General features: G+C 52.5%; 23 protein-coding genes, 1 other RNA gene and 1 pseudogene. 16 read left to right on the top strand and 9 right to left on the bottom strand.

Going from position 1 to position 23,198, the window contains the following annotated elements:
* The first annotated feature begins 139 nt into the window (after positions 1–139).
* Positions 140–487: an outer membrane protein assembly factor BamE gene (gene bamE, locus K7H94_RS04830; RefSeq protein WP_021506509.1), complete on the top strand. Its 348-nt coding sequence runs from the start codon at positions 140–142 to the stop codon at positions 485–487.
* A gap of 51 nt (positions 488–538) precedes the next feature.
* Here bamE and K7H94_RS04825 read toward each other — a convergent pair whose 3' ends face one another.
* Together K7H94_RS04825 and K7H94_RS04820 are read right to left on the bottom strand one after the other, a co-directional pair.
* On the bottom strand, positions 539–829 hold the full coding sequence (locus K7H94_RS04825; RefSeq protein ID WP_021506508.1) for an RnfH family protein: 291 nt from the start codon (positions 827–829) through the stop codon (positions 539–541).
* On the bottom strand, positions 822–1,256 hold the full coding sequence (locus tag K7H94_RS04820) for a type II toxin-antitoxin system RatA family toxin (RefSeq protein ID WP_021506507.1): 435 nt from the start codon (positions 1,254–1,256) through the stop codon (positions 822–824). The genes K7H94_RS04825 and K7H94_RS04820 overlap by 8 nt, the downstream gene beginning before the upstream one ends.
* Before the next feature lie 159 nt (positions 1,257–1,415).
* On the opposite strand from K7H94_RS04820, the gene smpB reads away from it, so the two are divergent.
* The 5 genes and pseudogenes from smpB to K7H94_RS04795 all read left to right on the top strand — a co-directional run bounded on the left by smpB (position 1,416) and on the right by K7H94_RS04795 (position 6,925).
* Positions 1,416–1,898, top strand: coding sequence for an SsrA-binding protein SmpB (gene smpB / locus K7H94_RS04815; protein ID WP_021506506.1), 483 nt, complete (start codon positions 1,416–1,418; stop codon positions 1,896–1,898).
* A 43-nt stretch (positions 1,899–1,941) separates the two neighbouring features.
* Positions 1,942–2,306, top strand: a transfer-messenger RNA (tmRNA) gene (gene ssrA, locus K7H94_RS04810).
* Between the two features lie 189 nt (positions 2,307–2,495).
* A pseudogene (locus K7H94_RS04805) lies at positions 2,496–3,575 on the top strand (integrase arm-type DNA-binding domain-containing protein); the annotation flags it as partial.
* Between the two features lie 114 nt (positions 3,576–3,689).
* Positions 3,690–5,621 (top strand): ORC-CDC6 family AAA ATPase, encoded by a 1,932-nt coding sequence (locus K7H94_RS04800; protein ID WP_222951731.1) that lies wholly within the window; start codon positions 3,690–3,692, stop codon positions 5,619–5,621.
* Positions 5,622–6,220: 599 nt separating this feature from the next.
* Positions 6,221–6,925, top strand: a complete 705-nt coding sequence (locus K7H94_RS04795) for a hypothetical protein (RefSeq protein ID WP_222951730.1) — start codon at positions 6,221–6,223, stop codon at positions 6,923–6,925.
* Positions 6,926–7,487: 562 nt separating this feature from the next.
* On the opposite strand, the gene K7H94_RS04790 is transcribed toward K7H94_RS04795, so the two are convergent.
* The 4 genes from K7H94_RS04790 to K7H94_RS04775 form a co-directional block, all read right to left on the bottom strand.
* On the bottom strand, positions 7,488–7,787 hold the full coding sequence (locus tag K7H94_RS04790; RefSeq protein ID WP_150058786.1) for a DUF1493 family protein: 300 nt from the start codon (positions 7,785–7,787) through the stop codon (positions 7,488–7,490).
* Positions 7,781–8,239 carry an STM2901 family protein gene (locus K7H94_RS04785; protein ID WP_222951729.1) on the bottom strand — a complete coding sequence of 153 codons (459 nt, stop codon included), beginning with the start codon at positions 8,237–8,239 and terminating at the stop codon, positions 7,781–7,783. Before K7H94_RS04785 ends, K7H94_RS04790 begins: the two co-directional genes overlap by 7 nt.
* Positions 8,240–8,504: 265 nt before the next feature.
* A complete protein-coding gene (locus K7H94_RS04780; protein ID WP_222951728.1) occupies positions 8,505–8,933 on the bottom strand; it encodes a tautomerase family protein in 429 nt (142 codons plus the stop codon).
* 68 nt (positions 8,934–9,001) lie between these two features.
* Positions 9,002–9,757 (bottom strand): SDR family NAD(P)-dependent oxidoreductase, encoded by a 756-nt coding sequence (locus K7H94_RS04775; protein WP_058758256.1) that lies wholly within the window; start codon positions 9,755–9,757, stop codon positions 9,002–9,004.
* Positions 9,758–9,987: 230 nt separating this feature from the next.
* Between K7H94_RS04775 and K7H94_RS04770 the strand changes: the two genes are divergently transcribed.
* From K7H94_RS04770 to K7H94_RS04755, 4 genes are all read left to right on the top strand, one after another.
* The gene (locus K7H94_RS04770; RefSeq protein WP_222952024.1) at positions 9,988–10,899 is read left to right on the top strand and encodes an AraC family transcriptional regulator; all 912 of its coding nucleotides are present in this window, start codon (positions 9,988–9,990) and stop codon (positions 10,897–10,899) included.
* Between the two features lie 261 nt (positions 10,900–11,160).
* Positions 11,161–11,514: a hypothetical protein gene (locus K7H94_RS04765; RefSeq protein ID WP_021506488.1), complete on the top strand. Its 354-nt coding sequence runs from the start codon at positions 11,161–11,163 to the stop codon at positions 11,512–11,514.
* A 190-nt stretch (positions 11,515–11,704) separates the two neighbouring features.
* A complete protein-coding gene (locus K7H94_RS04760) occupies positions 11,705–11,890 on the top strand; it encodes a YegP family protein (protein WP_222951727.1) in 186 nt (61 codons plus the stop codon).
* A gap of 198 nt (positions 11,891–12,088) precedes the next feature.
* The gene (locus K7H94_RS04755; RefSeq protein ID WP_031279356.1) at positions 12,089–12,745 is read left to right on the top strand and encodes an epoxyqueuosine reductase QueH; all 657 of its coding nucleotides are present in this window, start codon (positions 12,089–12,091) and stop codon (positions 12,743–12,745) included.
* A gap of 37 nt (positions 12,746–12,782) precedes the next feature.
* Here the strand turns inward: K7H94_RS04755 and K7H94_RS04750 are convergent, their stop codons facing one another.
* Positions 12,783–13,460, bottom strand: coding sequence for an SDR family oxidoreductase (locus tag K7H94_RS04750; protein ID WP_058781696.1), 678 nt, complete (start codon positions 13,458–13,460; stop codon positions 12,783–12,785).
* A 159-nt stretch (positions 13,461–13,619) separates the two neighbouring features.
* Positions 13,620–16,343 carry a magnesium-translocating P-type ATPase gene (gene mgtA / locus K7H94_RS04745; protein ID WP_222951726.1) on the bottom strand — a complete coding sequence of 908 codons (2,724 nt, stop codon included), beginning with the start codon at positions 16,341–16,343 and terminating at the stop codon, positions 13,620–13,622.
* A gap of 751 nt (positions 16,344–17,094) precedes the next feature.
* Here mgtA and K7H94_RS04740 point away from each other — a divergent pair.
* The 6 genes from K7H94_RS04740 to speG all read left to right on the top strand — a co-directional run bounded on the left by K7H94_RS04740 (position 17,095) and on the right by speG (position 22,685).
* The gene (locus K7H94_RS04740; protein ID WP_150058790.1) at positions 17,095–18,663 is read left to right on the top strand and encodes an ABC transporter substrate-binding protein; all 1,569 of its coding nucleotides are present in this window, start codon (positions 17,095–17,097) and stop codon (positions 18,661–18,663) included.
* A complete protein-coding gene (locus K7H94_RS04735) occupies positions 18,663–19,715 on the top strand; it encodes an ABC transporter permease (protein WP_021506482.1) in 1,053 nt (350 codons plus the stop codon). Before K7H94_RS04740 ends, K7H94_RS04735 begins: the two co-directional genes overlap by 1 nt.
* Complete coding sequence (locus K7H94_RS04730) at positions 19,712–20,569, top strand: ABC transporter permease (RefSeq protein WP_088515751.1); 858 nt, start codon at positions 19,712–19,714, stop codon at positions 20,567–20,569. Before K7H94_RS04735 ends, K7H94_RS04730 begins: the two co-directional genes overlap by 4 nt.
* Positions 20,559–21,392, top strand: a complete 834-nt coding sequence (locus K7H94_RS04725) for an ABC transporter ATP-binding protein (RefSeq protein WP_222951725.1) — start codon at positions 20,559–20,561, stop codon at positions 21,390–21,392. The genes K7H94_RS04730 and K7H94_RS04725 overlap by 11 nt, the downstream gene beginning before the upstream one ends.
* Positions 21,385–22,050, top strand: a complete 666-nt coding sequence (locus K7H94_RS04720) for an ABC transporter ATP-binding protein (protein ID WP_222951724.1) — start codon at positions 21,385–21,387, stop codon at positions 22,048–22,050. The genes K7H94_RS04725 and K7H94_RS04720 overlap by 8 nt, the downstream gene beginning before the upstream one ends.
* A gap of 89 nt (positions 22,051–22,139) precedes the next feature.
* A complete protein-coding gene (gene speG, locus K7H94_RS04715; protein ID WP_021506478.1) occupies positions 22,140–22,685 on the top strand; it encodes a spermidine N1-acetyltransferase in 546 nt (181 codons plus the stop codon).
* A gap of 87 nt (positions 22,686–22,772) precedes the next feature.
* Here the strand turns inward: speG and K7H94_RS04710 are convergent, their stop codons facing one another.
* The gene (locus K7H94_RS04710; protein WP_058758247.1) at positions 22,773–23,195 is read right to left on the bottom strand and encodes a hypothetical protein; all 423 of its coding nucleotides are present in this window, start codon (positions 23,193–23,195) and stop codon (positions 22,773–22,775) included.
* Positions 23,196–23,198 lie beyond the last annotated feature (3 nt).

The following is a 23,198-nucleotide window of genomic DNA, read 5'->3' as shown; positions in this document are numbered from 1 at the left end:
AGGTTTCCAATAGCTCAAAGGTTTATTATTATCGGCAGTCATATCGCCATAATAAAGCCTGCCGTATGCAGAGTTCAGAATTTGATGGCAACAAAACTGCCTGATGAAAGGCGTTTGGCCCCAGAAAAGGAATGTATAGATGCGCTGTAAAACGCTGACTGCCGCGGCAGTGGTAATGTTGATGATGACCGCCGGATGTTCCACCCTTGAGCGCGTTGTGTATCGTCCGGATATCAATCAGGGGAATTACCTGGTCGCCAACGACGTTTCGAAGATTCACACCGGCATGACGCAGCAGCAGGTTGCCTACACGCTCGGTACGCCGATGATGCACGACCCGTTTGGCAGCAACGTCTGGTATTACGTGTTCCGTCAGGAGCCAGGTCATGAAAGCGTGAAGCAGCAGACGCTGACGCTGACCTTCGACAGCAACGGTACGCTGACCAACATCGATAACAAACCGCGCCTCACCGGCACTGAAGACTGAGTGAGCCGCAACAAAAAAGGCGCCTGAGCGCCTTTTTTAATGCCTGTAAACTTACTTTTTGGTTGCCGCGCGCTCTGCCCGCTGCCGGCGCATCTCTTTTGGATCGGCAATCAGCGGGCGATAAATCTCTACCCGATCGCCATCCTGCAGCGTATCGCTCAGCTTGACCGGACGGCTGAAAATGCCGACCTTGTTGCTGCTCAGGTCGATATCTTTGCGCAGCGTCAGCAGTCCGGATGCCTGAATCGCCTGCTCAACCGTGGCGCCCTCTTCCAGGCTAACCTCACGCAGATACTGTTTATCCGGTAGCGCGTACACCACTTCAACGCTGATATCAGCCACGGTAAACCTCTTTGGCGCGCTGGGTAAACGCCTGCACCATGCTGTTGGCCAGCTCTTTAAAGATGCGGCCAAACGCCATCTCGACCAGCATATTGGTGAACTCAAAGTCGAGGCTGAGCTCAACCTTGCAGGCATCGTCGCCGAGCGAGATAAATTTCCAGCCGCCGGTCAGCTTGCGGAACGGCCCATCGACCAGCTGCATATGAATGCTCTGGTTATCGGTCAGGGTGTTACGCGTGGTAAAGGTTTTACTGATGCCGGCTTTGGAGACATCCACCGCGGCGGTCATCTGGTTACCGCTGTTATCCAGCACGCGGCTGCCGGTACAGCCCGGAAGAAATTCAGGATAAGCATCCACATCATTCACGAGCCGGTACATCTGCTCAGCGCTATACGGGACCAGCGCTGAACGGCTAATCTGGGCCATAATGGTTCCTGTTGGTCACAAAACCGTTGAATTATACCATTTTAAGCTACCAAACAAAAATTCACGCCTTTGCCAGCTGTGCTAAAATAGTGTGTTTTTTACCGCCCCGCAGGACAGGGGATGCGCCCACAGACTGAGTGATGTAGACTACGCCGCACTATGACAAAGAAAAAAGCTCACAAACCCGGTTCAGCCACTATTGCCCTCAACAAACGCGCTCGCCATGAATACTTCATTGAAGAGGAGTTCGAGGCCGGCATGGCGTTGCAAGGATGGGAAGTCAAATCACTGCGTGCCGGTAAAGCCAACATCAGCGACAGCTATATTTTGCTGCGCGATGGCGAAGCCTATCTGTTCGGTTCCACTTTTCAGCCGCTGGCAGTGGCATCAAGCCACGTGGTGTGCGATCCCACGCGCAACCGCAAGCTGCTGCTGAACCAGCGTGAGCTGGATTCCCTGTACGGCCGCGTTAACCGCGAAGGTTACACTGTGGTCGCGCTGTCGCTGTACTGGAAAAACGCCTGGGCCAAACTGAAGATTGGCGTGGCACGCGGTAAGAAAGAACACGACAAGCGCGCGGACATCAAAGATCGCGAGTGGAAGATGGACAAAGCACGAATTATGAAGAATGCCAGCCGTTAACCACTGGAATCTTTTATAATTTTTTGCTAGAGTAAGAAGTCTTGGGGCTGATTCTGGATTCGACGGGATTCGCGAAACCCAAGGTGCATGCCGAGGTGCGGTAGGCCTCGCTAAAAAACCGCAAAAAAATAGTCGCAAACGACGAAAACTACGCTTTAGCAGCTTAATAACCTGCTTAGAGCCCTCTCTCCCTAGCCTCCGCTCTTAGGACGGGGATCAAGAGAGGTCAAACCTAAAAGAGATCGCGTGGATGCCCTGCCTGGGGTTGAAGCGTTAAAACTAATCAGGCTAGTTTGTTAGTGGCGTGTCTGTCCGCAGCTGGCAAGCGAATGTAAAGACCAGACTAAGCATGTAGTACCGAGGATGTAGGAATTTCGGACGCGGGTTCAACTCCCGCCAGCTCCACCAAAATTCTCCATCGGTGATTACCAGAGTCATCCGATGAAGTCCTAAGAGCCCGCATGGCGCAAGCCCTGCGGGCTTTTTTGTGCCTGTAATCTTCCGAAACGATCCGCCTGAATCCAGAGATAATTGGTACACGCTATAATGTGGGCCAAAACGTGTACCAGTTATGGACGGAAATCAGTCCGGCCATGGATGCCCATTCTCACAAATAACGAAATTTTCAAAGCTAAGCCTCAAGAGAAAGACTTCACGCTGCATGATGGTGACTGCCTTTTCATGCTCGTCAAAACATCCGGTAAGAAGCTGTGGCGTTTTCGCTACTAGCGACCAAATAGCAGCAGTCGCACAAATCTTAGTCTTGGCTCTTACCCTGCCTTAACGCTCGCTGTCGCACGCCAAATGCGTGGCCAATATCTTTCGATGCTTGCGCAAGGAATCGCTCCGCAGAAGCAGTAAGAGGAAGTTAGTGAGCAGCGACAAATAGAACTGGATAGCATTTTTCGGTTGTGGCCGGGAGATGGTTCCTGCTTAAAAGCAAAAGCGTTACTGAGGATTATGCGAAGGATATTTGGCGATCGCTAGAGAAAGACAATTTCCCAATGATTGGTGAAATGCTATACAGGCATCAAGGCTAGAACGATCATTCAAGGATTGGAGCCGATAAAAGCTCGCGGGGGCTCTTGAAACGGTGCGCCAGTTAGTACAGCGCATCAACGAGATCATGATCCATTCCGTCCACTGCTCTGATAGATGCGAATCCTACTTCTAGCGTCGATATGGCTTTTGAGAGACTCAAAAAAGAGAATATGCCAACGCTACGACCGGAAGACCTGACCAAACTGATGCATTCTTTAGTTATATCAAACTTGTCGTTTTCAAGTCGCAGTCTGTGAGTGGCAACTCCTAATCCTCATACGTCCTTCTAAGGGTTCAAGTGCTTGTTGGTAAGAGATCGCTCTTAATGAAAAGCTCTGGACCATCCCAGCCTAACGCATGAAGGTAAGCGTGAGCATACCGTGCCTCTATCCCCTCAGGCATTAGAGATTCTGGAAGTGATGAAACCAATCAGTGCGCATCGTGAACATGTTTTTCCGAGTAGAAATGATCCAGAGCAACCTATTAATAGTCAGACCGGTAATGCCGCTTTGAAACGGTTGAGTTATACTAGAATAGTAGTTGTTCATGGTTTACGCGCAATCGCGAGCACGGCTATGAATGAAGCTTTTTAATGCTGATGTCATTGAAGCAGCATTAACCCTTACGTATAATAATTAGACTAGACGACTCTATAATCGAAAAATCATTTAACTCTCCGCAAACATTTAGTGAGATAGTGGAGGGAATAATTTTAAATACGAAAATAACTAATGAAGGACCATTATTATTATGAATGCATTAGATACAGACAATATCAGCACAGCATTTAATTCAATCTTGCGAGCTGACTATATTTCACTCGATAACATTAAGGAACTATCTCTCCTTGAGGATTATTTCATTGATTACTTTGGGATATTAAACGGCTTACTCCAAAAACAAGACAATTTTATATCTGGTCGTCGTGGAACAGGAAAGACAACAAATCTTCTTCGTGGTTATTATGAGTGCTTAAAATCTATATCACCAGAGCTAAAAGGAACAACCTCTTTACTCGGCACAAAAAAAGTCCTTCCCATTTTTATCGACCTGAGTACATGCATTGATATCTTTGACTCAACTAGTGACCTAGAGTTAATAGAAATTCATTTTATTAGACAAATAATTGACTCTTTAAAAAAACAACTAGCGTTGATGTACAATGAAAAACATCTTATTCTTTTTAAAAAAGAAAACCCAGCGTTAGATGACCTTGACTATATAGAGAAGATACTTGTTGAAGGTATAACAATCAGCTCGAGCCGAAAAGTAGAAGAAAATAACCAACAAAAACAAAAAACTGATTCAACCCTTTCAGCAAAGGCCGATTATACCAAGGCAGAGATAAGTGCAGGCATCACAGACTCAGTTGAAAAATCGACTAATAGTAGCCACACAAAAATAAAAGGCCTGAATGTTCAGGATTTCTTGAATAAGATTAGCCACATAAAAAACAAAGCAAAGCTTGATGCTATTTACATCTTTTTAGATGAATATTCAGACCTTAATCCTGAATCACAAAAAAAATTCAGCTCTTTATTGAAATCATTTTTAGGTTCAAGAATCGGTATGTTTTTTAAAGTCGGCGTAATAACTGATCGGTACGACTTTGGTCAAAAAATAATTATTGGAAGAGATATTTTCGCCATCCCTCTTGACTTCAATGAATACGTTGAAAGATTTGATGGGGCAATTGCTGGCATTAATAAAATGCAAGTTTTCGTAGAGCAATTAATCAATAAAAGAATTGAAAAGTTTTGTCCAAATTTAAAATTTAGCGATATATTCAAGGGAAATAGGGAGGATATTTTCTATCGAATAACTCGAGAAACCCTTGGTGTGTCCCGGACTATTGGAATAATACTTCAAAATGCTTTCATTCAAGCCAGAGCCAATTCGCAAGACCATAAAATTGGTTTGTCGGAAATAAACTATGGTATTACATGTGCAAGGAAAACATATCAAAAACAATTTACTGGAAGTTCTAAAAAGGGCTTGATACCACCATTTAATATGGATATTTGGAATTCAATAATAGAAAAGGCTTTACAAGAAAAAAATAAATTTCCAGACAGAGCAGCAAGTCATTTGATGATCGATCCTTCTAGGAGAGATTATCTCAATGTATTATGTGAAAATTTCATGCTGCACTTTATATCCGAGAACGTAGTTTCTAAGCATGGCGGAAGCTATAACCTTTATGCCATTGATTATGACGTTTGCTTAGAAAACAACATTAAATACGCCAATAAAAAAGATGATTACACTCCAATAAGATTTATTTATGACGAAGTTCTAGCTAAGTACGACCCATACTTTGTCAAGACAAAACGCAAAAGTTACAAATGCCCTGCCTGCAATAAAATATATGATGAAGCTGAACTAATCAAAGTAAAAATAAAAAGATGCTTCGAAGATGATGAAAAACTCATTGAAATTATTCATCAGGATGCTCCAGTAACTCATGGAAACTTCGCTGAGGTTGAAATTAAAATATTGGGTCTAATAACTCAATTAACTTTTGATGAGGCTATGACAGCCCGTGAAATAGCCGATGCAGTTGGTTGTACAAGACAGAAAATTTCTGCTTGGGGAGGCCGGGTATTAGAAAGAGAAGGCCATATCCGCATTGACAAAAATAGAAAACCACATCGATACTATGCGAGTGATCTTGATGAATAACCCTCAGAATAAGAGGAAGGAGTTATCCTAACAGTCCAGATTATAAGTTTATATTTGCGCGCGATGCTATTCCCGCCACGCCAACCCGCATTATGAAACTACATAATGTGGGCACTCTGGGCCCTAGATGATCTGAGTGAGGTAAAACGATGCATAATTTTGCTTGCAAAGCCATACATTCATATTCTTTACAATGCGGCCGGCCAGAAAAAGGCTTCGGATACCAGCCCCAATATAAGATACAACCTTCAGTTAGTAATGTCGGTTTGTGACCATGCCTCGAAATTCTATTTCTGTATGGAGCAGGATTTCGGAGCAGGGTCAGAGGGCTAAAAGATTGAAACTATGCAAATAAATAGCTAAGGTTGCGAACAAAAGATAATGGATCATTCATTTAATTAATAATCTTATGGCTCGATACACAGTAACAAGGCGCATCTGTCCAGTGATATCAACTACCATAAGACTATTTTAATAGATTTAAGACTATTTTTATCACTACCGGACACATCTTATTTTAGCGAAATAACATTTAGTAGTACTGAACAAAAATCCACCATTTAATATCCAATTATTTTTATATATAAAAAGGAGAAGACATGCATTCAAGATCTTTAATTCATCAATGGTTATACACTCGTTGGAGAAAGTGCTTAGAGTTCATAGCTTGGTTAGCTATTAGCCTTTTTCTTTATACTGGTCATGTATACATTAGCTTTATTTCAATCTTTTTTATAAGCATTTTCATGATACGCCCCATATTACCAGACATAATTAAAATAGCCAAAAATACATATATCATCAAGTTTTATAATGTTGTTCTCTGGTTTGTATCATACACAATTTCAATTAAATTGATTAGTTATCAAACTGGAGCATTAGAGGAACACTTAAAGTTTTCCCCAGCAGCATTAGCTTTTCCCTTATCACTCATACTCGTATTTTCAATCATTATTATCTTGTGTTTTCTTATGCTTACTCTTCTACAAATACTATCTTTAAGCTCTATTTTTATAACATCAAATGTTAAGAATAAAATAATTAAGTCAAAATTTTATTTTTTTGCAATGCGTTCATTTTACATTATACCCATAACCTTACCCGTTGTTTTTTCAATTGCCTATGCATCAGGTCCATTTTTCAAAATAGCTTTGCTTGCAGATTCTACTTTTGTGTCAGACTGCGGCGAGAAGAAAAAAGATAAAATGTACCTTCGGCTTGATTCTCACTCTTGTCTAGTGTCGACATTAGATACAGACATTTTCAGTTCCAATCCTGAATTAATAGAAGTAGATTCAAAATAGGTTTTGAAACGGCTTCTTGGCTTTTGCTTATATTAAGCAGCTTGGGCAGTTCGAATTCATTCTATAAAAACCCATGTAGTAACATGTGTTTGATTTTATAGCAGCAGGAGGAATATTCTTAGATGTAAATATTATCTTAATTTTACCATCACATGGTATCAAGAAAATTCGCTTGTGGAACACAGCGGACCAATGACAATAGCAGCATCAAATAACTATACATTACGCATAGTGGCTCAGGTCGCTTTCTGTCATCTTGACTGAGGTGAGCACCACAAGTGCACACTAGAGTACATCTCACCTCGAACCATTAACTATCTAACAAATTGAAATTTCCAGATAAAAACCAAAGGCGTATTGCGCCACCTATTCATACTCAGCCAGCTTAAAAGCGGTCTTTACATCTGAAGGCGATTTGCAAACTGCGCATTGACTCTCCGAAATAATTTCATCTCGGCCGCCCCCTTCCTCCTCGCATCCGCGATTTAACGTTAAGTTAATAGGCAATACAAAACATTGTGAGTCTAAAGCTCATATCAATGAAGCCACTTCGGATGGTCCATTAACTATCCAGCCAGCTTCCGGCTTCAGCAGAATCGATCAGGAGTTGAACAGTAAGTGGCTTATGCGCTTCGCTGAAATCATCTGGAAAGTATCGCTGAAAATTAATTGATTTGGGATCAATGCCAAACCTTTCAGAATACCTTTCAAGTAGCTCATAGGCATCAAGAGGATCCATACGAAAATCTTTATTCAAATCAGTAGAATGCTTTAAAGGATAACGTCGAAAGGTAAGAAGGCTTCTACCATTGTACTCGGCCAGAAGTGAATAAACTGCCTGCTCAATATCCTGCCTTACCATATCTTATCTTCCTCTGTAACAATGCGATTGTAACGTACCATAGACTGATAACCTATTTGCGCCACATCGCCCGCCAGGATCACCCAGCCAATCACAGGAATAGCACGCCCTACAAACGTCGAAAGCTTTGATGTCATTATTCTTTTAACTTCAAACGGATTTGCGGGATTTTGAATCCTGGTAGGTAAGCGGAAAGGGAGCCGAATATCCCTAAGCAGTTTCCTTGAATACTTTAAGGCATAACTTGTGCCGGGCGTAGCACTACCCAGCTTGCCTCTGACGGTGATAGTGTTCTGACCGCTATAAATTGCTGCTGCCGCCAGAACATCCTTCGCGCCAGTGAAATGTTCTGCGGTTACGTCTACCATAATCCAGAAGAATAATTCCCCCGCACTGAGATTTGTTAGCCCACCATAAAAGTACGTTCCATTTAGCTGTTCGATGGTATCCATTACCTTCTCCTTTCGCTTTATACGAGTCAAATCTTAAACCCAGGGCCGGGCAATTACCATTCCTGTTTCATTCTATTCCTTACCTTCTTATGCTCTGCCGAATGTCAACTCAGCCAGCTTAGCTGAGGTAATCACATCTGATATTGATGTACATCTTTCCTTCAGCATGCGTAAGTAACATCAGACATACTCAATAGCCGCAACACTGTAATCTTCACACCATTCCCTGATAGCTTTCCTGCCACCCCTATCAAAAACATTTCCTTCAAATCGCCGCAGCATTTTCATCGCTGGCGCGAAGCGCTGCCAGATCGGCCTGCTGACCGAATATCCCCCAGTTGGCTTCTTCGATTTCCTGTATCACCACATAGACAGGCGCGACAGAAGTGCCTGACGGACGACGATCCAGAATTGCGGTTGCTCCCTCGATCAATTTTTTCTTTGCTTCCTCATCCAGGCCACCTTTGATGACATATATCTGGAGGGACACAATCGGCAACCATGCGGGTTTATCTCCCATAAAAACGGCATCAGAAGAGTATTCGGCAAAGTAGCTCCATACCGTACTACGAACCAGAGGGGAGTTTGGTAGCGCCTCGCAATCGAGTCCCAACTGCGTCAGATCTCTGGCAACCTGTTGACGCTCAGCCGCATCAAAGGTGCCTGCTGGCGCATGAATGATCATTTTAGGCATCAAATACCTCTTATTGCATCGGGGGAACAGGATGGATTCCGCACCGGGCGGAATCCATCATCGGGCAATTAAATTGACTGCCCACCGGAGACTTCAATGCGCTGACCGGTGACCCAGCGGTTGTCCGGTCCCAGCAGGCTGGCAATCATCGGACCGATGTCATCAGGCAGGCCCACGCGACCCAGTGCGGTCATGCCAGCAAATGCCTGGTTGTAATCAGGGATGTCACGCACCGCGCCACCCAGAAAGTCGGTCTCAATCGCTCCCGGGGCTACGGTATTCACGGTGATACCGCGGCTGCCCAGTTCTTTCGCCATATACACGGAGAGAATTTCAACTGCGCCCTTGGCAGCCGAGTAGGCCGAGAAACCCGGGAACGACACGCGGGTCAGCCCCGAAGAGAAGTTGACGATGCGTCCACCATCGACCAGCAGCGGCAGCAGCGACTGCGTCAGAAAAAACACTCCTTTGACGTGTACGTTAAATAGCGCGTCGAACTGCTCTTCCGTGGTTGCGGTGAAGTCGGCCATTTCCCCATGCCCGGCGTTGTTGATCAGATGGTCGAACGTTTCGCGTCCCCAGTCACCTTTCAGGATATTGCGCACGGCGGCGACGAAACCCGGGAAGGACGATACGTTGCTGGTGTCCAGTTGCAGCGCAACTGCCTTACGGCCAAGCGCCTGGATTTCATTCACCACGGCATCCGCCGCTTCTTTACCCGTACGATAAGTCACGATGACATCACCACCATGGCGGGCAATGCTCAGTGCGGTATTACGGCCAAGACCCCGGCTGGCGCCAGTAACAAGAGAAAGGGTTGTCATGAAATATCTCCTCAATAGTGGGAGAGTGATTCTAACAATCGACAGACTTACGAGGTTGCCCAATAATTTTTAATTATTGCCTGATTATTTTTATATTTTTATTTTATGCCGTATTTGCTAGAATGGCTGCACCGTAAATTTTTATTTTATTGCCTGATAATATGAAAAAGCGTGATCACTCGTATGAGGAACGCCCTGCAGGAGACAATGAATTTGACTCTGCCGGGAGGATGGCGTCCTTGCTGCAGGCGGCAAGTCATTATGCTGATGAACACCACAACGGAGCGGGCGTTGCCGCAACGCCGGTTGATGGGGTATTCATTCTGCGCGAGACCGCGCCTACTGCGTTGCAATTCGCTATCACTAAACCGCTAATCGCAATGGTGCTGCAAGGCAGCAAACGCGTGACCATGGGCAGCGATCGTTTTGATTTTGGCGCGGGGGAATCCCTGCTGATCACCATGGACGTGCCAACCGTGAGTCAGGTTATCAGCGCCAGTGCCGACACCCCTTATTATTCTCTGGTCGTGGAACTGGATGCGGCGGTAATTAGTGAACTGATGGCAAATATGGTCGGGCTGGAGGCTGCCACGGATTTGCCCGTCAGCATTGATCAGATCGAAGAAGATGTGGCAGAAGCCGCTTTGCGCCTATTGAACATGCTCAGCAGACCGCGCGCGCTCGCCGTGCTGGGCAGCCAGTTGGTGCGGGAGTTACATTACTGGCTATTGTCAGGACGACACGGCAGCGCGCTGCGCGCCCTCGGCAGCACTGACAGCCATGCCCGGCGGATTGCGCGGGCAGTCGCGATCATTCGGGCTAATTATGCGCAACCGCTGCGCATGAAAACCCTCGCTGACGCCGCCGGTATGAGCCTCTCGGTGTTTCATACGCATTTCCGCCATGTCACCACGCTCACCCCGCTGCAATTCCAGAAACAACTGCGCCTGCTTGAAGCGCGGAGACTGATGCTGACGGAAGGGACGGCGATCGGTATTGCTGCTAATGCGGTAGGATATGAGAGCGTGACGCAGTTTACCCGTGAATATTCACGGCTGTTTGGTTCACCGCCAGCCCGGAATATTCGGGAAACCCGCGCACTCGAGCGTTCAGCCCTGTCCGTTGAGCCGATAAGGCAATAAATTATTCGAGTCTGATGCTGCCGGGACATACATCCTGGCGGGTGACATCTGATCACCCGAACGACGCTGACTGCTTTAACCTCAGTCAGCCGTAACGAACGAAAGCTTGAGAAAGCGTCCTCCCTGCTGCGCACTTATGCCAGAAACCCTCACAGAAACGGTACGATTCACTTACAGTTTATTCCTAATGCCCTGCGTTGCGCTCTGTGCCACTCTTAACTACGCTCATAACACTTATGATGCTTAATGAGGGAATATATTATGAAAAAGACGATTATTGCGTTATCCGCCATTCTTCTGACTTCTACGGCGTTTGCCGCCACACACGCAACCGATGAAACCGTCGCTGACGCCAAAGCGGGCGCCAATACGGCGAAAGAGAAACTGCATCAGGCGCAGCATCAGGGTGAAGAGCAGCAGCTCAAAGCTAAACATGCTGCCGAAGGCAAAAGCGATAGCCTGACCAGCAAAGCGAGCGAAAACTCGCAGAAAGCCTGGAACAGCACCAAAGAAGGTACTGAAAAAGGTTGGGACGCCACCAAAGAAGGCGCGCAGAAAGGCTGGAATAAAACCAAAGAAGGTGCCAGCGATCTGAAAAAGAAAGTCTCTGAGTAATAGCGCTAACTATTATCCCCAAAAGGCCGCGATGCGGCCTTTTTTGTGCCTGCCAGCAACCGGATTGATACAAAACGCTGCGATCCCGCTCCTGGATTCGGGCAAATTCCTAATCAGTGATTGATTAATAAGCAGGCTGCGCGAATAGTAAGCGAACCGGCCATCGGGTGCCGGCACAAGGAGAAAGCACATGGGATATTACGTACTGAGTAAGAGTGATACAGCATCGCCGCAGAAATACTGGTTTGTGCTTAAAGCCAGCAACGGCGAAACCATCGCCACCAGCGAGATGTACAGCTCAAAACAGGCGGCGAAAAACGGCATCCGCTCGGTGCAGCAGAACGGTGCGTCGACCACCATTCACGACGAGACCTGACCTGCGCAGTGATGCGCAAAGCTGAGTCATTGACCCTGCAAGCGGCGCAATGTATTACGCGATCAATCGCGCCGCTACTCATCCCTGCGAGCGGCGGCCACGCAGCACCACAGCCCCCCTGAAACGCCACCGACGCTTTGCATCGGCCGGCCTTTGCCCCTACACTTGCCGCATCGCCCTTAACCATTAATTAACTTTATGTCCGATACATTTCAACGCCAGCCGCTGCCCTTGCCGAATGGCCACAATAAAGTGCTGCTGCACTCCTGCTGTGCTCCCTGCTCGGGAGAAGTGATGGAGGCGATGCTGGCCTCCGGCATCGATTACACCATTTTCTTCTACAACCCGAACATCCATCCGCTGAAAGAGTACGAGCTGCGCAAAGAGGAGAACATCCGCTTTGCCGAGCAGTTTGGCGTGCCTTTTGTTGATGCCGATTACGACAAAGACAACTGGTTTGAGCGCGCGCGTGGCATGGAGTGGGAGCCTGAGCGCGGCGTGCGCTGCACCATGTGTTTCGACATGCGCTTCGAGCGCACCGCGCTGTACGCGCATGAACACGGCTTCCCGGTGATCACCAGTTCACTCGGCATTTCGCGCTGGAAGAATATGCAGCAAATCAACGACTGCGGCGTACGCGCGGCGGCGCGCTATCCGGATATGCTGTACTGGGAGTTTAACTGGCGTAAAGGTGGCGGTTCGTCGCGCATGATTGAGATCAGCAAGCGCGAGCGCTTCTATCAGCAGGAGTATTGCGGCTGCATCTATTCGCTGCGCGATACCAACCGCCACCGCGTAGCAAGCGGTCGCGAACGTATCGAAATCGGCGTGCAGTACTATTCGCCGGATGAGTAAGAAAAAAACCTGCTGGCGCTAACCAGCAGGCTAAGCATTACCAGTTCAGCAGCTGGCCGCGGTAATCCACGTAATGATGGCCGCCACGCCCGCTAAACTGCTGCAGCTGCGTGACCATGCCCTGCGCACTCTCGGTGACGGTGATATCCGCGCCCTCACCGCCCATGTCGGTTTTTACCCAGCCCGGATGCAATGACAGCAATGTGCTGCCCTGCTGGTGCATCTGCGTCGCCAGCGCGCGGCTCAGCATATTCAGCGCCGCTTTGCTGGCTGAGTAGAACGGCATCGCCGCGTCACGGTTCTCGTTGAGGCTGGCGAGACGCGACGTGGTCAGGCCCAGCACGCTCTGTTTATCGCGCAGCAGCGGCAGCAGGCTCTCCGCCAGGCGCACCGGCGCCACCGCATTGGTAAAGAACAGCTCGCTAAGCTGCGCATCGTCCACGTCGCGCAGCTGCGATGCGTGCGGACCGAGAATCCCGGCGTTAATCAGGATGCAATCAAAGGGTGCGTCGCCGAGCTGCCGGACCAGCGCGTCACGCTGCGCGCCATCGGTGATATCCAGCGCCAGCCACTGCAATTGCGGATGCTGAAACGAAACCGCCGTGGAACGGTAGGTGGCGGTCACCTGCCAGCCCGCCTGCAGCAGTTGCTGCACCACGGCCAGGCCAATGCCTTTTGACGCCCCAATAATCAATGCTCGCTGTTGTTGGCTCATCTGTCTCTCGCTGGTTGGTGTGCCACGAAAAAGGGCAGGATACCCTGCCCTGTTGTCCTTACCGGAACACTAACGTTAGCACGACGATGACCACCATAATTATCAGCAGGTGGCACACCGTTTTATCCAGGTTGCGTTGCTTCATCGCGCCTCCTGCACTCAGAACCACTGGCCGAAGCGCTTGATGTACAGCGTTTTCATGCCCTGCGCCACCAGGCAGTAGCCGAGCAGCGTGGCCAGCAGCCAGGGGAAATAGCTCCATGGCAGCGGCACCAGACCGACCATCGCGCCGAGCGGCGAGAACGGCAGCAGAATGCCAGCAATCATTACGCAGGCGGTGGTCAGCAGCACCGGCAGCGCCGCGCGGCTCTGGATAAACGGAATTTTGCGCGTGCGCAGCATGTGCACCACCAGCGTCTGCGACAACAGCCCTTCCACAAACCAGCCGGACTGGAACAGTGACTGCATCGCTGGGGTATTCGCCGCGAACACGTACCACATCAGCGCAAAGGTGGTGATGTCAAAAATTGACGACGTTGGCCCAATCCACAGCATAAAGCGTTTGATGTTGCGCGCGTCCCATTTGCGTGGTTTGCGCAGGAACTCGCGATCCATTTTGTCCCACGGCAGCGCCAGTTGTGACAGATCGTACATCAGGTTCTGAATCAGCAGGTGAATCGCCAGCATCGGCAGGAACGGAATGAATGCGCTCGCCACCAGCACCGAGAACACATTGCCGAAGTTCGAACTGGCGGTCATGTTCAGGTACTTGATGATGTTGCCGAACGTCTCGCGCCCCTTCATCACGCCCTCTTCCAGCACCATTAAATCCTTTTCCAGCAGGATGATGTCAGAAGACTCTTTGGCGATGTCCGCCGCGCTGTCGACCGAGATCCCCACATCAGCGTCACGCAGCGCCGGCGCATCATTGATGCCGTCACCGAGAAAACCCACCGTATGGCCCTGCTGCTGCAGCGCACGCAGAATGCGTGACTTCTGCAGCGGCGTCAGTTTGGCAAACACCGAGCTGCGCGCCGCGGCCTGCGCCAGTTGTTCATCGCTCATCGCCGCAATCGCCTCGCCGGTGAGGATCTCGCCACAGTCGATGCCCACCTGCTGGCAGATGCGCGCCGTCACTACCGGATTATCGCCGGTCAGCACTTTGACCGTTACGCCGTTCTCGTTCAGTGCGGTAATCGCCTTCGCCGCACTCTCCTTCGGCGGATCGAGGAAGGTCAGCAGCCCTTCGATGGTCAGCCCCTGCTCATCCGCGACGCTCAGCGCCTGTTGCAGACCTGGCTCCGCCAGCGCGCGGCTGGCCACCAGCAGCACGCGGAAGCCCTGTTGATTGTACTGATGCGCCAGCGCCAGCAGCTCCGCACGACGGGTTTCATTGAGCGGCTGAATCAGTTTGCCTTCGCGTTCGGCGCTGGCAATGCTCAGCATCTCCTCGACCGCGCCCTTACAGATCAGCATCTGCTGGTTGAGGCGGCGGTCACGCACCACCACTGAAACGCGACGACGCACAAAATCAAACGGCAGCTCATCCACTTTGCTGTAGTAGTCGCTCATGTCCGCGCTGATGCGTCCTTTGCCGTAACGCAGGATGGCGCGGTCCATCAGGTTAGGCGTGCCGCTCTGGTAATGGCTGTTGAGCCAGCTCAGCATCAGGACGCGCGAGTTCTCTACCCCGGCACAATCGAGATGGTGCTCGAGAATAATGTTGTCCTGCGTCAGCGTGCCGGTTTTGTCGGTACACAGAATATCCATGGCACCGAGGTTCTGGATCGCGTTCAGGCGTTTGACAATCACTTTACGGCGCGACATGGCAATCGCCCCTTTGGCCAGATTCGAGCTGACAATCATCGGCAGCATTTCCGGCGTCAGCCCCACCGCCACCGCCAGCGCGAACAGAGAAGCATCCAGCCAGTCGCCTTTGGTCAGGCCGTTAATCAGCAGCACCACCGGCACCATCACCAGCATGAAACGAATCAGCAGCCAGCTGACGCTGTTCACGCCGCGATCGAAAGCGGTTTGTGTGCGGTTACCAACAATCGATTTCGCCAGGCTGCCGAAGTAAGTTTCCCCGCCGGTCGCCACCACCACCGCTTTGGCGCTGCCGCTGGAGACGTTAGTGCCCATCAGACATACGCTGCCCAGTTCCAGCAACGATGCATCTTTATCTCTGGCGCTGGCCTGTTTGCTGGCCACGTGGCCGGTAACGTCATATTTCTCCACCGGCAGCGATTCGCCGGTCAGAATCGCCTGGCTGATAAACAGATCGCGTGAGTCGAGCAGCCGCACATCGGCTGGCACCAAATCGCCCGCAGAGAGATAAATGATGTCGCCGGGCACCAGGCTGGTGATGTCCACTTCCTGTTTCTGCGGCGCCTGCTGTACCGATTCCCGGCGCAGCACGGTGGCGGTGGTGCGCACCATCGATTTCAGCGCCTGTGCCGCTTTGTTGGTGCGAAACTCCTGCCAGAAGCGCAGCAAACCGCTGAGCGTTACCATCGTCACAATGATGATGACACCGGTCAGATCGGTCTCCTCGCCATGGCGCAGCGGCATCCAGTAGTCGGTGAAAAAGCTCACCAGCGCCAGCGCCAGCAGCACATAGATGAACGGATTATTGAAAGCCTGAATCAGCTGCACCAGCGCCGGTGGCGCTTTATCATGCTCCACCTGATTGCGACCATAAATCTGCAGCCGCGCTTCCGCTTCGCGTTCGACCAGCCCCAGCGCATCGCTGCGCAGGCGCAGCAGCGTTTCGTCGGCGGTAAAAGCGGCTTCATCTTCAATCAGATAGCGTGCGGTTTTCTGACGTGCCGGACGCACGGTGTTCCAGGCTTTTTTTTCCTGGTTGAGTTTCATGTCAGTCATGATGACACTCCTCGTTTATTTTTTTACGGCAATAACGATCCCTGCGCGCCAGGCGCACAGGTCGAAAACATTAATTGTCACGGCGTGACCGGATTAAATTAAAAATAACCTGTCGGGAATTTCCATATTACCTCCCGGAAATAATGGGCGAAGAAAGTCGCTCGCTGAATAACGAGTGAAATAACATAATCCTGAATAACGCTGCGCGCAGCAGCAGCCTGAAGCGGCTTAACGCGCAGGGAAGCTCAGCACGCTGAAGATCAGCGCGCGCATCGAGGCGGAGGAAAAAGTGCGTTTAAAATCATGTGCATGATGCTATTCCCACGGGCATCAGCCCGCTATGGTGTCATTATCAGGGAACAATCATCAGAAACAGGTGAGGATTGCTGCCCGCCATGTTGGCAAGCAGCGACAAAAGAATTCGCGCGTCAGCTTGCCTTGTATTGCCATCGATAAGGGTGACTGTCCAACTGAATTCTCCTGTGTGAAGTTGCGGCTATTATAGGAGGGCGAAAAGCGAAGTAAAGTTAATTATTCCGGGGTTCAGGTTGATTTAATTTTCGTTGCGATTTGGTTGATAAAACGCGTGGGAATAAGGTGCGCCAGATTAATCCGATCGCGTTACGCCCTCTTGCTTATAACTGAAGCGCACCGCTTAGAACCTTACGGCATATGCATAGCCATAAATTGACTATTCTTCACTGTAGCGCTCTCGTAAACTCGCGTTACTTTTTTAAGGCAAGGAAACAACATGAAAAAAATTATTCCCTCACTGCTGGCGCTGTCGCTGGTAGCCGCCTTCTCTGCGCAGGCCGCCACGCCGAAAGATACGCTGGTGATTGCGCAGTCTACGGATGATGCGGACAGCTTTGATCCGGCCCAGGGCTTTGAACTGACCACGGTGCAAGCGTTCACTAACATTTATCAGCGCCTGGTGCAGTCCGATCCGGCCAATCCGACCGATCTTAAGCCAACGCTGGCGACGTCGTGGCAGCCGGGCAGCGATAACCGCAGCCTGACGTTTGCGCTGCGCAAAGACGCGAAGTTTGCCAGCGGTAACCCGCTGCGCCCGGAAGATGTCATCTTCTCGCTGGGCCGCGTGGTGAAACTCAACCTCGATCCGTCCTTTATTCTGACCCAGCTCGGCTGGAACAAAGACAACGTCGACAGCTTCCTGAAAAAGGTCGATGAAGACCACGTACAGATTAGCTGGAGCGCCAACGTCAGCCCGGCCTACGTGCTGAGCCTGCTGTCCGCGCCGGTCTCCTCGATCGTTGATGAAAAAACCGCGCAGGCCAACGCCAAAAACGGTGATTTCGGCCACGCGTGGCTCGGCACCCACTCGGCCGGCAGCGGCCCGTTCCAGATTCGCAAAGTGGTGCTGCATGAAGCGATACTGCTCAGCGCCAACCCGACCTCACCGGCCGGTGCACCGAAGCTGAAAAACATTCTGATCAAAAACGTGCCGGAGCCGGCAGCGCGCCGTCTGCTGCTGGAACAGGGCGATGTCGATATCGCGCGTAACCTCGGTGCTGACCAGATCGCTGCGCTGAAGGGCAAAGCCGGCGTGAAGACCGAAGCGATTCCGATGGCGTCGCTCTACTACATTCAGTTCAACGTCGGTGCCAGTCCCGTACTGAAGAACCCGGCGCTGTGGGAAGCGGCACGTTACCTGTTCGACTATAAAGGTATCGCCAATGACCTACTGAAAGGCCAGTTTGAAGTGCACCAGACCTTCCTGCCGAAGGGTTTCCTCGGTGCGCTGAACGACACGCCTTACAGCTACGATCCGGAGAAAGCCAAAGCGATTCTGCAAAAGGCCGGCCTGACCAACGTCAGCTTTAAGCTCTCCACCAGCAATCAGCCGCCGTACCTTGATATCGCGCAGGCGCTGCAGGGCAGCTTCGCCAAAGGCGGCGTGAAGGTGGAAGTGCAGCCGGGCTTAAGCTCTGAAGTCTCCACCCGCGTGAAGGCGCATCAGTATGAAGCCACGCTCAACGCCTGGGGCGCGGATTACTTCGACCCGAACACCAACGCCGCGTCCTTCGCTTACAACCCGGAAGATGGCAGCAAAACCATTGCTTATCGTTCAGACTGGCACATCCCGGAGCTGAGCAAACAGACGCTGGCGGCGACGGCCGAAGCCGACAGCAATAAGCGCGTTGCGCTTTATCAGGCGATGCAGCGTGAAGTGCTGAAGAACTCGCCGTACGTGATTGGCCTGCAGGCGCGTAACCTGATTGCGCTGCGCGACAATCTGCAGGGCTATGTGCAGGGGATCAACCCGGACATGGTGTATTACGCGCAGGTTTCGAAGTAATGGCAGCGTCAGCGTCATCGGCCGGGTTCGCCCGGCCACTCTGGCAGCGCTTCAGCCGCCTCGTCACCAGCCTGCTGTCGCTGCTGGTGACGCTGGTGGGTTTGTTAGCGTTTACCTTCATGCTGTCGCACCTGTCGCCAGTCGACCCGGTGCAGCAAATCGCCGGCGATCACGCCAGCGAGGCCACCTATGCTCAGGTGCGTCACGACCTGGGACTGGATCAGCCGGTGCTGGTGCAGTTCTGGCGCTATATCAGCCATCTGGCGCAGGGCAATCTCGGCCTGTCGCACCTGACCAATCAGCCAGTCAGCGCCGACCTGATGCGCACCTTCCCCGCCACGCTTGAGCTGGCGACCTGTTCGATGATTTTCGCTGCGGTGTTCGGCGTGACGCTCGCGCTGCTGGCGGCGTGGAAACCGGGCAGCGTCATCGATAACGTGGCGCGCTTTATCTCGCTGCTGGGCTACTCGGTACCGGTGTTCTGGCTCGGCCTGCTGGGCCTGCTGCTGTTTTACGCCGTGCTGCACTGGTCCGCCGGTCCGGGCCAGCTGGATGATATCTGGATTTATACCCTCGAACCGAAGACCGGCTTTGTACTGATTGATAGCTGGCTCTCCGGCGATGCGGAAATGTTTCGCAACGCGATTGCCCATCTGTGGCTGCCGGTGGTGATTCTCGGCCTGCTGGCGATGGCAGGCATTACGCGCCTGCTGCGCGCGGCACTGCTGGAAGAGAGCAGCAAAGAGTATGTGGTGCTGGCGCGCGCGAAAGGCGCTGGCCGGGCGCGCATTCTGCTGCGTCATATTTTCCCCAACGTGCTGGGCACGCTGATCACCGTTATCGCCCTCTCCTACGCCACGCTGCTGGAAGGGTCCGTGCTGACGGAAACCGTATTCGCCTGGCCGGGCGTCGGTCGCTATATGACCAACGCGCTGTTTTCCGCGGATGTTCCGGCGATTCTCGGCGCTACGTTGCTGATTGGCAGCTGCTTCATCCTGCTCAATGCCGTGGCCGACGCCCTCACCTGGTTAACCGATCCGAGAACCCGATGACTCAACAACTTCATGAACTGGAAACCGTGCGCCCGCGCCGGCGCCGGGCGCGTATCACTTCGCTGACCATCGGCCTGACGCTGGTGATCGTGCTAATGGCTATGGCGCTGCTGGCGCCGCTGCTGGCGCCGTTTGATCCTAACGCGCAGGTGATTGAACAACGTCTGCTGGCACCGTCGGCGCTGCACTGGTTCGGCACCGACGGCTTCGGCCGCGATTTATTGTCGCGCGTGATTTACGGCGCACGTCCGACGCTGCTGCTGGTGTCGCTGATTCTGGTGCTGACCATCCCGGTTGGCCTGTTAGTCGGCATCACCGCCGGCTACGTCGGCGGCTGGACCGAACGCGTGCTGATGCGCATCACCGATATTTTCCTGTCGCTGCCCAACCTGGTGATTGCGCTGGCGCTGGTGGCAATGCTGGGCCCGGGCCTGATGAACGGTGCGCTGGCACTGGCGCTCACCAGCTGGCCGCCGTTTGCCCGGCAGGCACGCGCGGAAACCCTGGCATTGCGCCGCAGCGATTACCTCGCCGCCGCGCGCATGCAGGGTATTACCGGCCTGCGCCTGATGTTTGGCCACATTCTGCCGCTCTGCCTGCCCACCGCCGTGGTACGTGCCGCGCTGAGCCTCGGCGGGATTATTCTTTCTGCCGCCGGTCTGGGCTTCCTCGGCATGGGCGTGCAGCCGCCAACCGCCGAATGGGGCTCGATGGTAGCAGAAGGCAGTAAAGTGATTTTCGACCAATGGTGGGTGGCGGCAGCGCCCGGCGCAGCCATTCTGTTCGCCAGCCTGGCGTTTAACCTGACAGGCGACGGCCTGCGTGACCGACTGGATACCCGCCATGCCAAATGATCTGTTAATTGATGCGCAGGGGCTGACGATTCGCAGCCACGACGCGCTGCTGGTGGATAACATCAGCTTTACCCTTGGCCGCGAACGCGTGGCGCTGGTCGGCGAATCCGGCTCGGGCAAATCCCTGACCGCGCGTGCGCTGATGGGCCTGCTGTCGCCCGCGCTGCAGCTGCAGGCTGACCGGCTACAGGTGGCGGGCGCAGACGCCCTGCACCTGCGCGAGCGCGACTGGATCGGCCTGCGCGGCGGCAAAGTGGCGATGGTCATGCAGGATCCGAAATACGCGCTCAACCCGACGCGCACCATTGGCTGGCAGGTTGAAGAGCCGCTGGTGCTGCACCGCAAGCTGAGCCGCGCCGAGCGCAAAGAGAAAGTGTGCGAGATGCTGGACGCGGTGGGCCTGCCCGATTCGCGCCAGCTGATGAAGCGCTATCCGCATCAGCTCTCCGGCGGCATGGGCCAGCGCGTGATGCTGGCGATCGCACTGATTACCGATCCCGATCTGCTGATTGCCGATGAGCCGACCTCGGCGCTCGATCACGCCATGCGCGATCAGGTGCTGGCGCTGATTCGTCGCCTGGTGGAGCAGCGCAATATGGGCCTGCTGCTGATCAGTCACGATCTGCAACAGGTCTCCGAGCACTGTCAGCGGGTGATGGTGATGTACAAAGGCCGCCTGCTGGACACGCTGCCGGCGGCGCAGCTGTCGGACGCCAGCCATCCTTATACCCGCACGCTGTGGGCCTGCCGTCCGGGTAAAGCGACGCACGGCGAACGCCTGCCGGTGCTGGATCGCGCGGCGCTGGAGAAAATGCATGATTGAATTAGCCAACCTGAGCGTCTCGCATAAACAGGGTTATGAACTGCGCACCGTGGTGCACGATGTGAACCTGCTGGTGGCGGCCGGCGAGTGCTTCGGTCTGGTGGGGCCTTCCGGCTGCGGTAAATCGTCGCTGCTGTGGGTGATGGCCGGACTGAATCCGCACTGGCGCGGCCAGATGACGCTGGCGAATACCGCCGTGCAGCCGGGCAAACCCTTTACCGGCCAGCTGCGGCGCGATGTGCAGATGGTGTTTCAGGATCCCTACGCTTCGCTGCATCCCCGCCACCGGCTGCGCCGCACGCTGGCGGAACCGCTTAAGCTGCTGCGACGCGATAACATCGACGATCGCATCAACGCGGGCTTCCGCCATGTCGGGCTGGATCCGGCGCTGGCGGATCGCTATCCGCATCAGCTGTCCGGCGGACAGCGTCAGCGCGTGGCCATTGTGCGCGCCCTGCTGCTGGAGCCTAAGATCCTGCTGCTGGATGAGCCGACGTCGGCGCTGGATATGTCTGTACAGGCCGAGATCCTGAACCTGCTTAACGATCTGAAACAGAATGATGGCCTGACGATGGTGCTGGTCAGCCACGATCCTGACGTGATCGATCATATGTGCGATCGCGCCGCGCGCATGGCGCAGGGCCGGATTGTTGGTTAGCATGGCATGAGCGCAACGCGGCGCGGTTTATCCCGAAGGCAGATTGCGCCGCTGCCCAACAGCCATTCAGTCATCTAAAGGAACACCGTATGACGGTAAAATTACGTCCGCTGGAGCGGGAAGATCTGCACTTTGTCCATCAGCTGGATAACAATGCCAGCGTAATGCGCTACTGGTTTGAAGAGCCGTACGAAGCGTTTGTGGAGCTTTCTGACCTGTATGATAAGCACATCCACGATCAGACCGAGCGGCGCTTTGTGGTGGAACACGACGGGCAAAAAGCCGGGCTGGTGGAGCTGGTGGAGATCAACCACGTGCATCGCCGGGCGGAGTTTCAGATCATCATCGACCCGGCGCATCAGGGCAAGGGCTTAGCCAGCAGAGCGGCAAAGCTGGCGATGGATTACGGCTTTTCGGTGCTCAATCTCTACAAGCTGTATCTGATTGTCGATCAGGAGAACGAGAAGGCGATTCATATCTACACCAAGCTCGGTTTCGAGGTGGAAGGCGTGCTGAAGCACGAGTTTTTCATCAACGGCGAGTACCGCAACACCATCCGCATGTGCATTTTCCAGCAGCAGTACCTGGCGCAGCATAAATCCGGTAATGCGATGGTGAAGCCTACCGCGCAATAATAACCCTCGGCACGAACCGTAGCGGCGCAATTTATTGCGCGTATTTAACTAAGCGCGATAAATCGCGCCGCTACGCATCAGTGCAAATTATCCGCCGCGCGCGCCGACCACGTTGAGATGCGGCTGCGGGTGCGCTGGCTTCAGGTCATACATGCCGCCATAAAACGGATCGACCACCAGCCAGCCGGGGAAACCGAGCAGCGGAATATTGCCCAGCACGTACCACAGGTTGGCGCTGGCCTCGATGGGCAGCGTCAGCGGTACATAGCCCGGACTCTCCAGCATCACCTGATAATGTTTCTTACCAAAATAGGTGCCATTGGATTTCGCCAGATCCACCGTCTGCGGCGTATAGCCCTGCGCCACCGCGCGGCCGGTTTCATCCTGCACGGTGAAACGCGCGCCCTGCGGCACAGAGTCAATTTTTACCGGTTGCGTTTCGGTGCCAACAATGGTGGCACAGCCGCTCAGCAGCAGCGCACAGGCGGGAAGAAGATGTCGCAGGTTCATAGC

Source organism: Pantoea dispersa, assembly GCF_019890955.1.
Taxonomy (GTDB): Bacteria; Pseudomonadota; Gammaproteobacteria; order Enterobacterales; family Enterobacteriaceae; genus Pantoea; species Pantoea dispersa.
Note: the sequence above shows the minus strand (reverse complement) of the source record. Positions and strands in the feature narration are given on the sequence as shown.

Coding starts and splice junctions, on each gene's coding strand:
- K7H94_RS04775 (WP_058758256.1), bottom strand. CDS start 9,757: ATGACAACCCTTTCTCTTGTTACTGGCGCCAGCCGGGGTCTTGGCCGT.
- K7H94_RS04770 (WP_222952024.1), top strand. CDS start 9,988: ATGGCGTCCTTGCTGCAGGCGGCAAGTCATTATGCTGATGAACACCAC.
- K7H94_RS04820 (WP_021506507.1), bottom strand. CDS start 1,256: ATGGCCCAGATTAGCCGTTCAGCGCTGGTCCCGTATAGCGCTGAGCAG.
- K7H94_RS04725 (WP_222951725.1), top strand. CDS start 20,559: ATGCCAAATGATCTGTTAATTGATGCGCAGGGGCTGACGATTCGCAGC.
- K7H94_RS04710 (WP_058758247.1), bottom strand. CDS start 23,195: ATGAACCTGCGACATCTTCTTCCCGCCTGTGCGCTGCTGCTGAGCGGC.
- K7H94_RS04730 (WP_088515751.1), top strand. CDS start 19,712: ATGACTCAACAACTTCATGAACTGGAAACCGTGCGCCCGCGCCGGCGC.
- speG (WP_021506478.1), top strand. CDS start 22,140: ATGACGGTAAAATTACGTCCGCTGGAGCGGGAAGATCTGCACTTTGTC.
- K7H94_RS04750 (WP_058781696.1), bottom strand. CDS start 13,460: ATGAGCCAACAACAGCGAGCATTGATTATTGGGGCGTCAAAAGGCATT.
- K7H94_RS04790 (WP_150058786.1), bottom strand. CDS start 7,787: ATGGTAAGGCAGGATATTGAGCAGGCAGTTTATTCACTTCTGGCCGAG.
- K7H94_RS04800 (WP_222951731.1), top strand. CDS start 3,690: ATGAATGCATTAGATACAGACAATATCAGCACAGCATTTAATTCAATC.
- bamE (WP_021506509.1), top strand. CDS start 140: ATGCGCTGTAAAACGCTGACTGCCGCGGCAGTGGTAATGTTGATGATG.
- K7H94_RS04765 (WP_021506488.1), top strand. CDS start 11,161: ATGAAAAAGACGATTATTGCGTTATCCGCCATTCTTCTGACTTCTACG.
- mgtA (WP_222951726.1), bottom strand. CDS start 16,343: ATGACTGACATGAAACTCAACCAGGAAAAAAAAGCCTGGAACACCGTG.
- K7H94_RS04760 (WP_222951727.1), top strand. CDS start 11,705: ATGGGATATTACGTACTGAGTAAGAGTGATACAGCATCGCCGCAGAAA.
- smpB (WP_021506506.1), top strand. CDS start 1,416: ATGACAAAGAAAAAAGCTCACAAACCCGGTTCAGCCACTATTGCCCTC.
- K7H94_RS04735 (WP_021506482.1), top strand. CDS start 18,663: ATGGCAGCGTCAGCGTCATCGGCCGGGTTCGCCCGGCCACTCTGGCAG.
- K7H94_RS04780 (WP_222951728.1), bottom strand. CDS start 8,933: ATGCCTAAAATGATCATTCATGCGCCAGCAGGCACCTTTGATGCGGCT.
- K7H94_RS04740 (WP_150058790.1), top strand. CDS start 17,095: ATGAAAAAAATTATTCCCTCACTGCTGGCGCTGTCGCTGGTAGCCGCC.
- K7H94_RS04720 (WP_222951724.1), top strand. CDS start 21,385: ATGATTGAATTAGCCAACCTGAGCGTCTCGCATAAACAGGGTTATGAA.
- K7H94_RS04755 (WP_031279356.1), top strand. CDS start 12,089: ATGTCCGATACATTTCAACGCCAGCCGCTGCCCTTGCCGAATGGCCAC.
- K7H94_RS04795 (WP_222951730.1), top strand. CDS start 6,221: ATGCATTCAAGATCTTTAATTCATCAATGGTTATACACTCGTTGGAGA.
- K7H94_RS04785 (WP_222951729.1), bottom strand. CDS start 8,239: ATGGATACCATCGAACAGCTAAATGGAACGTACTTTTATGGTGGGCTA.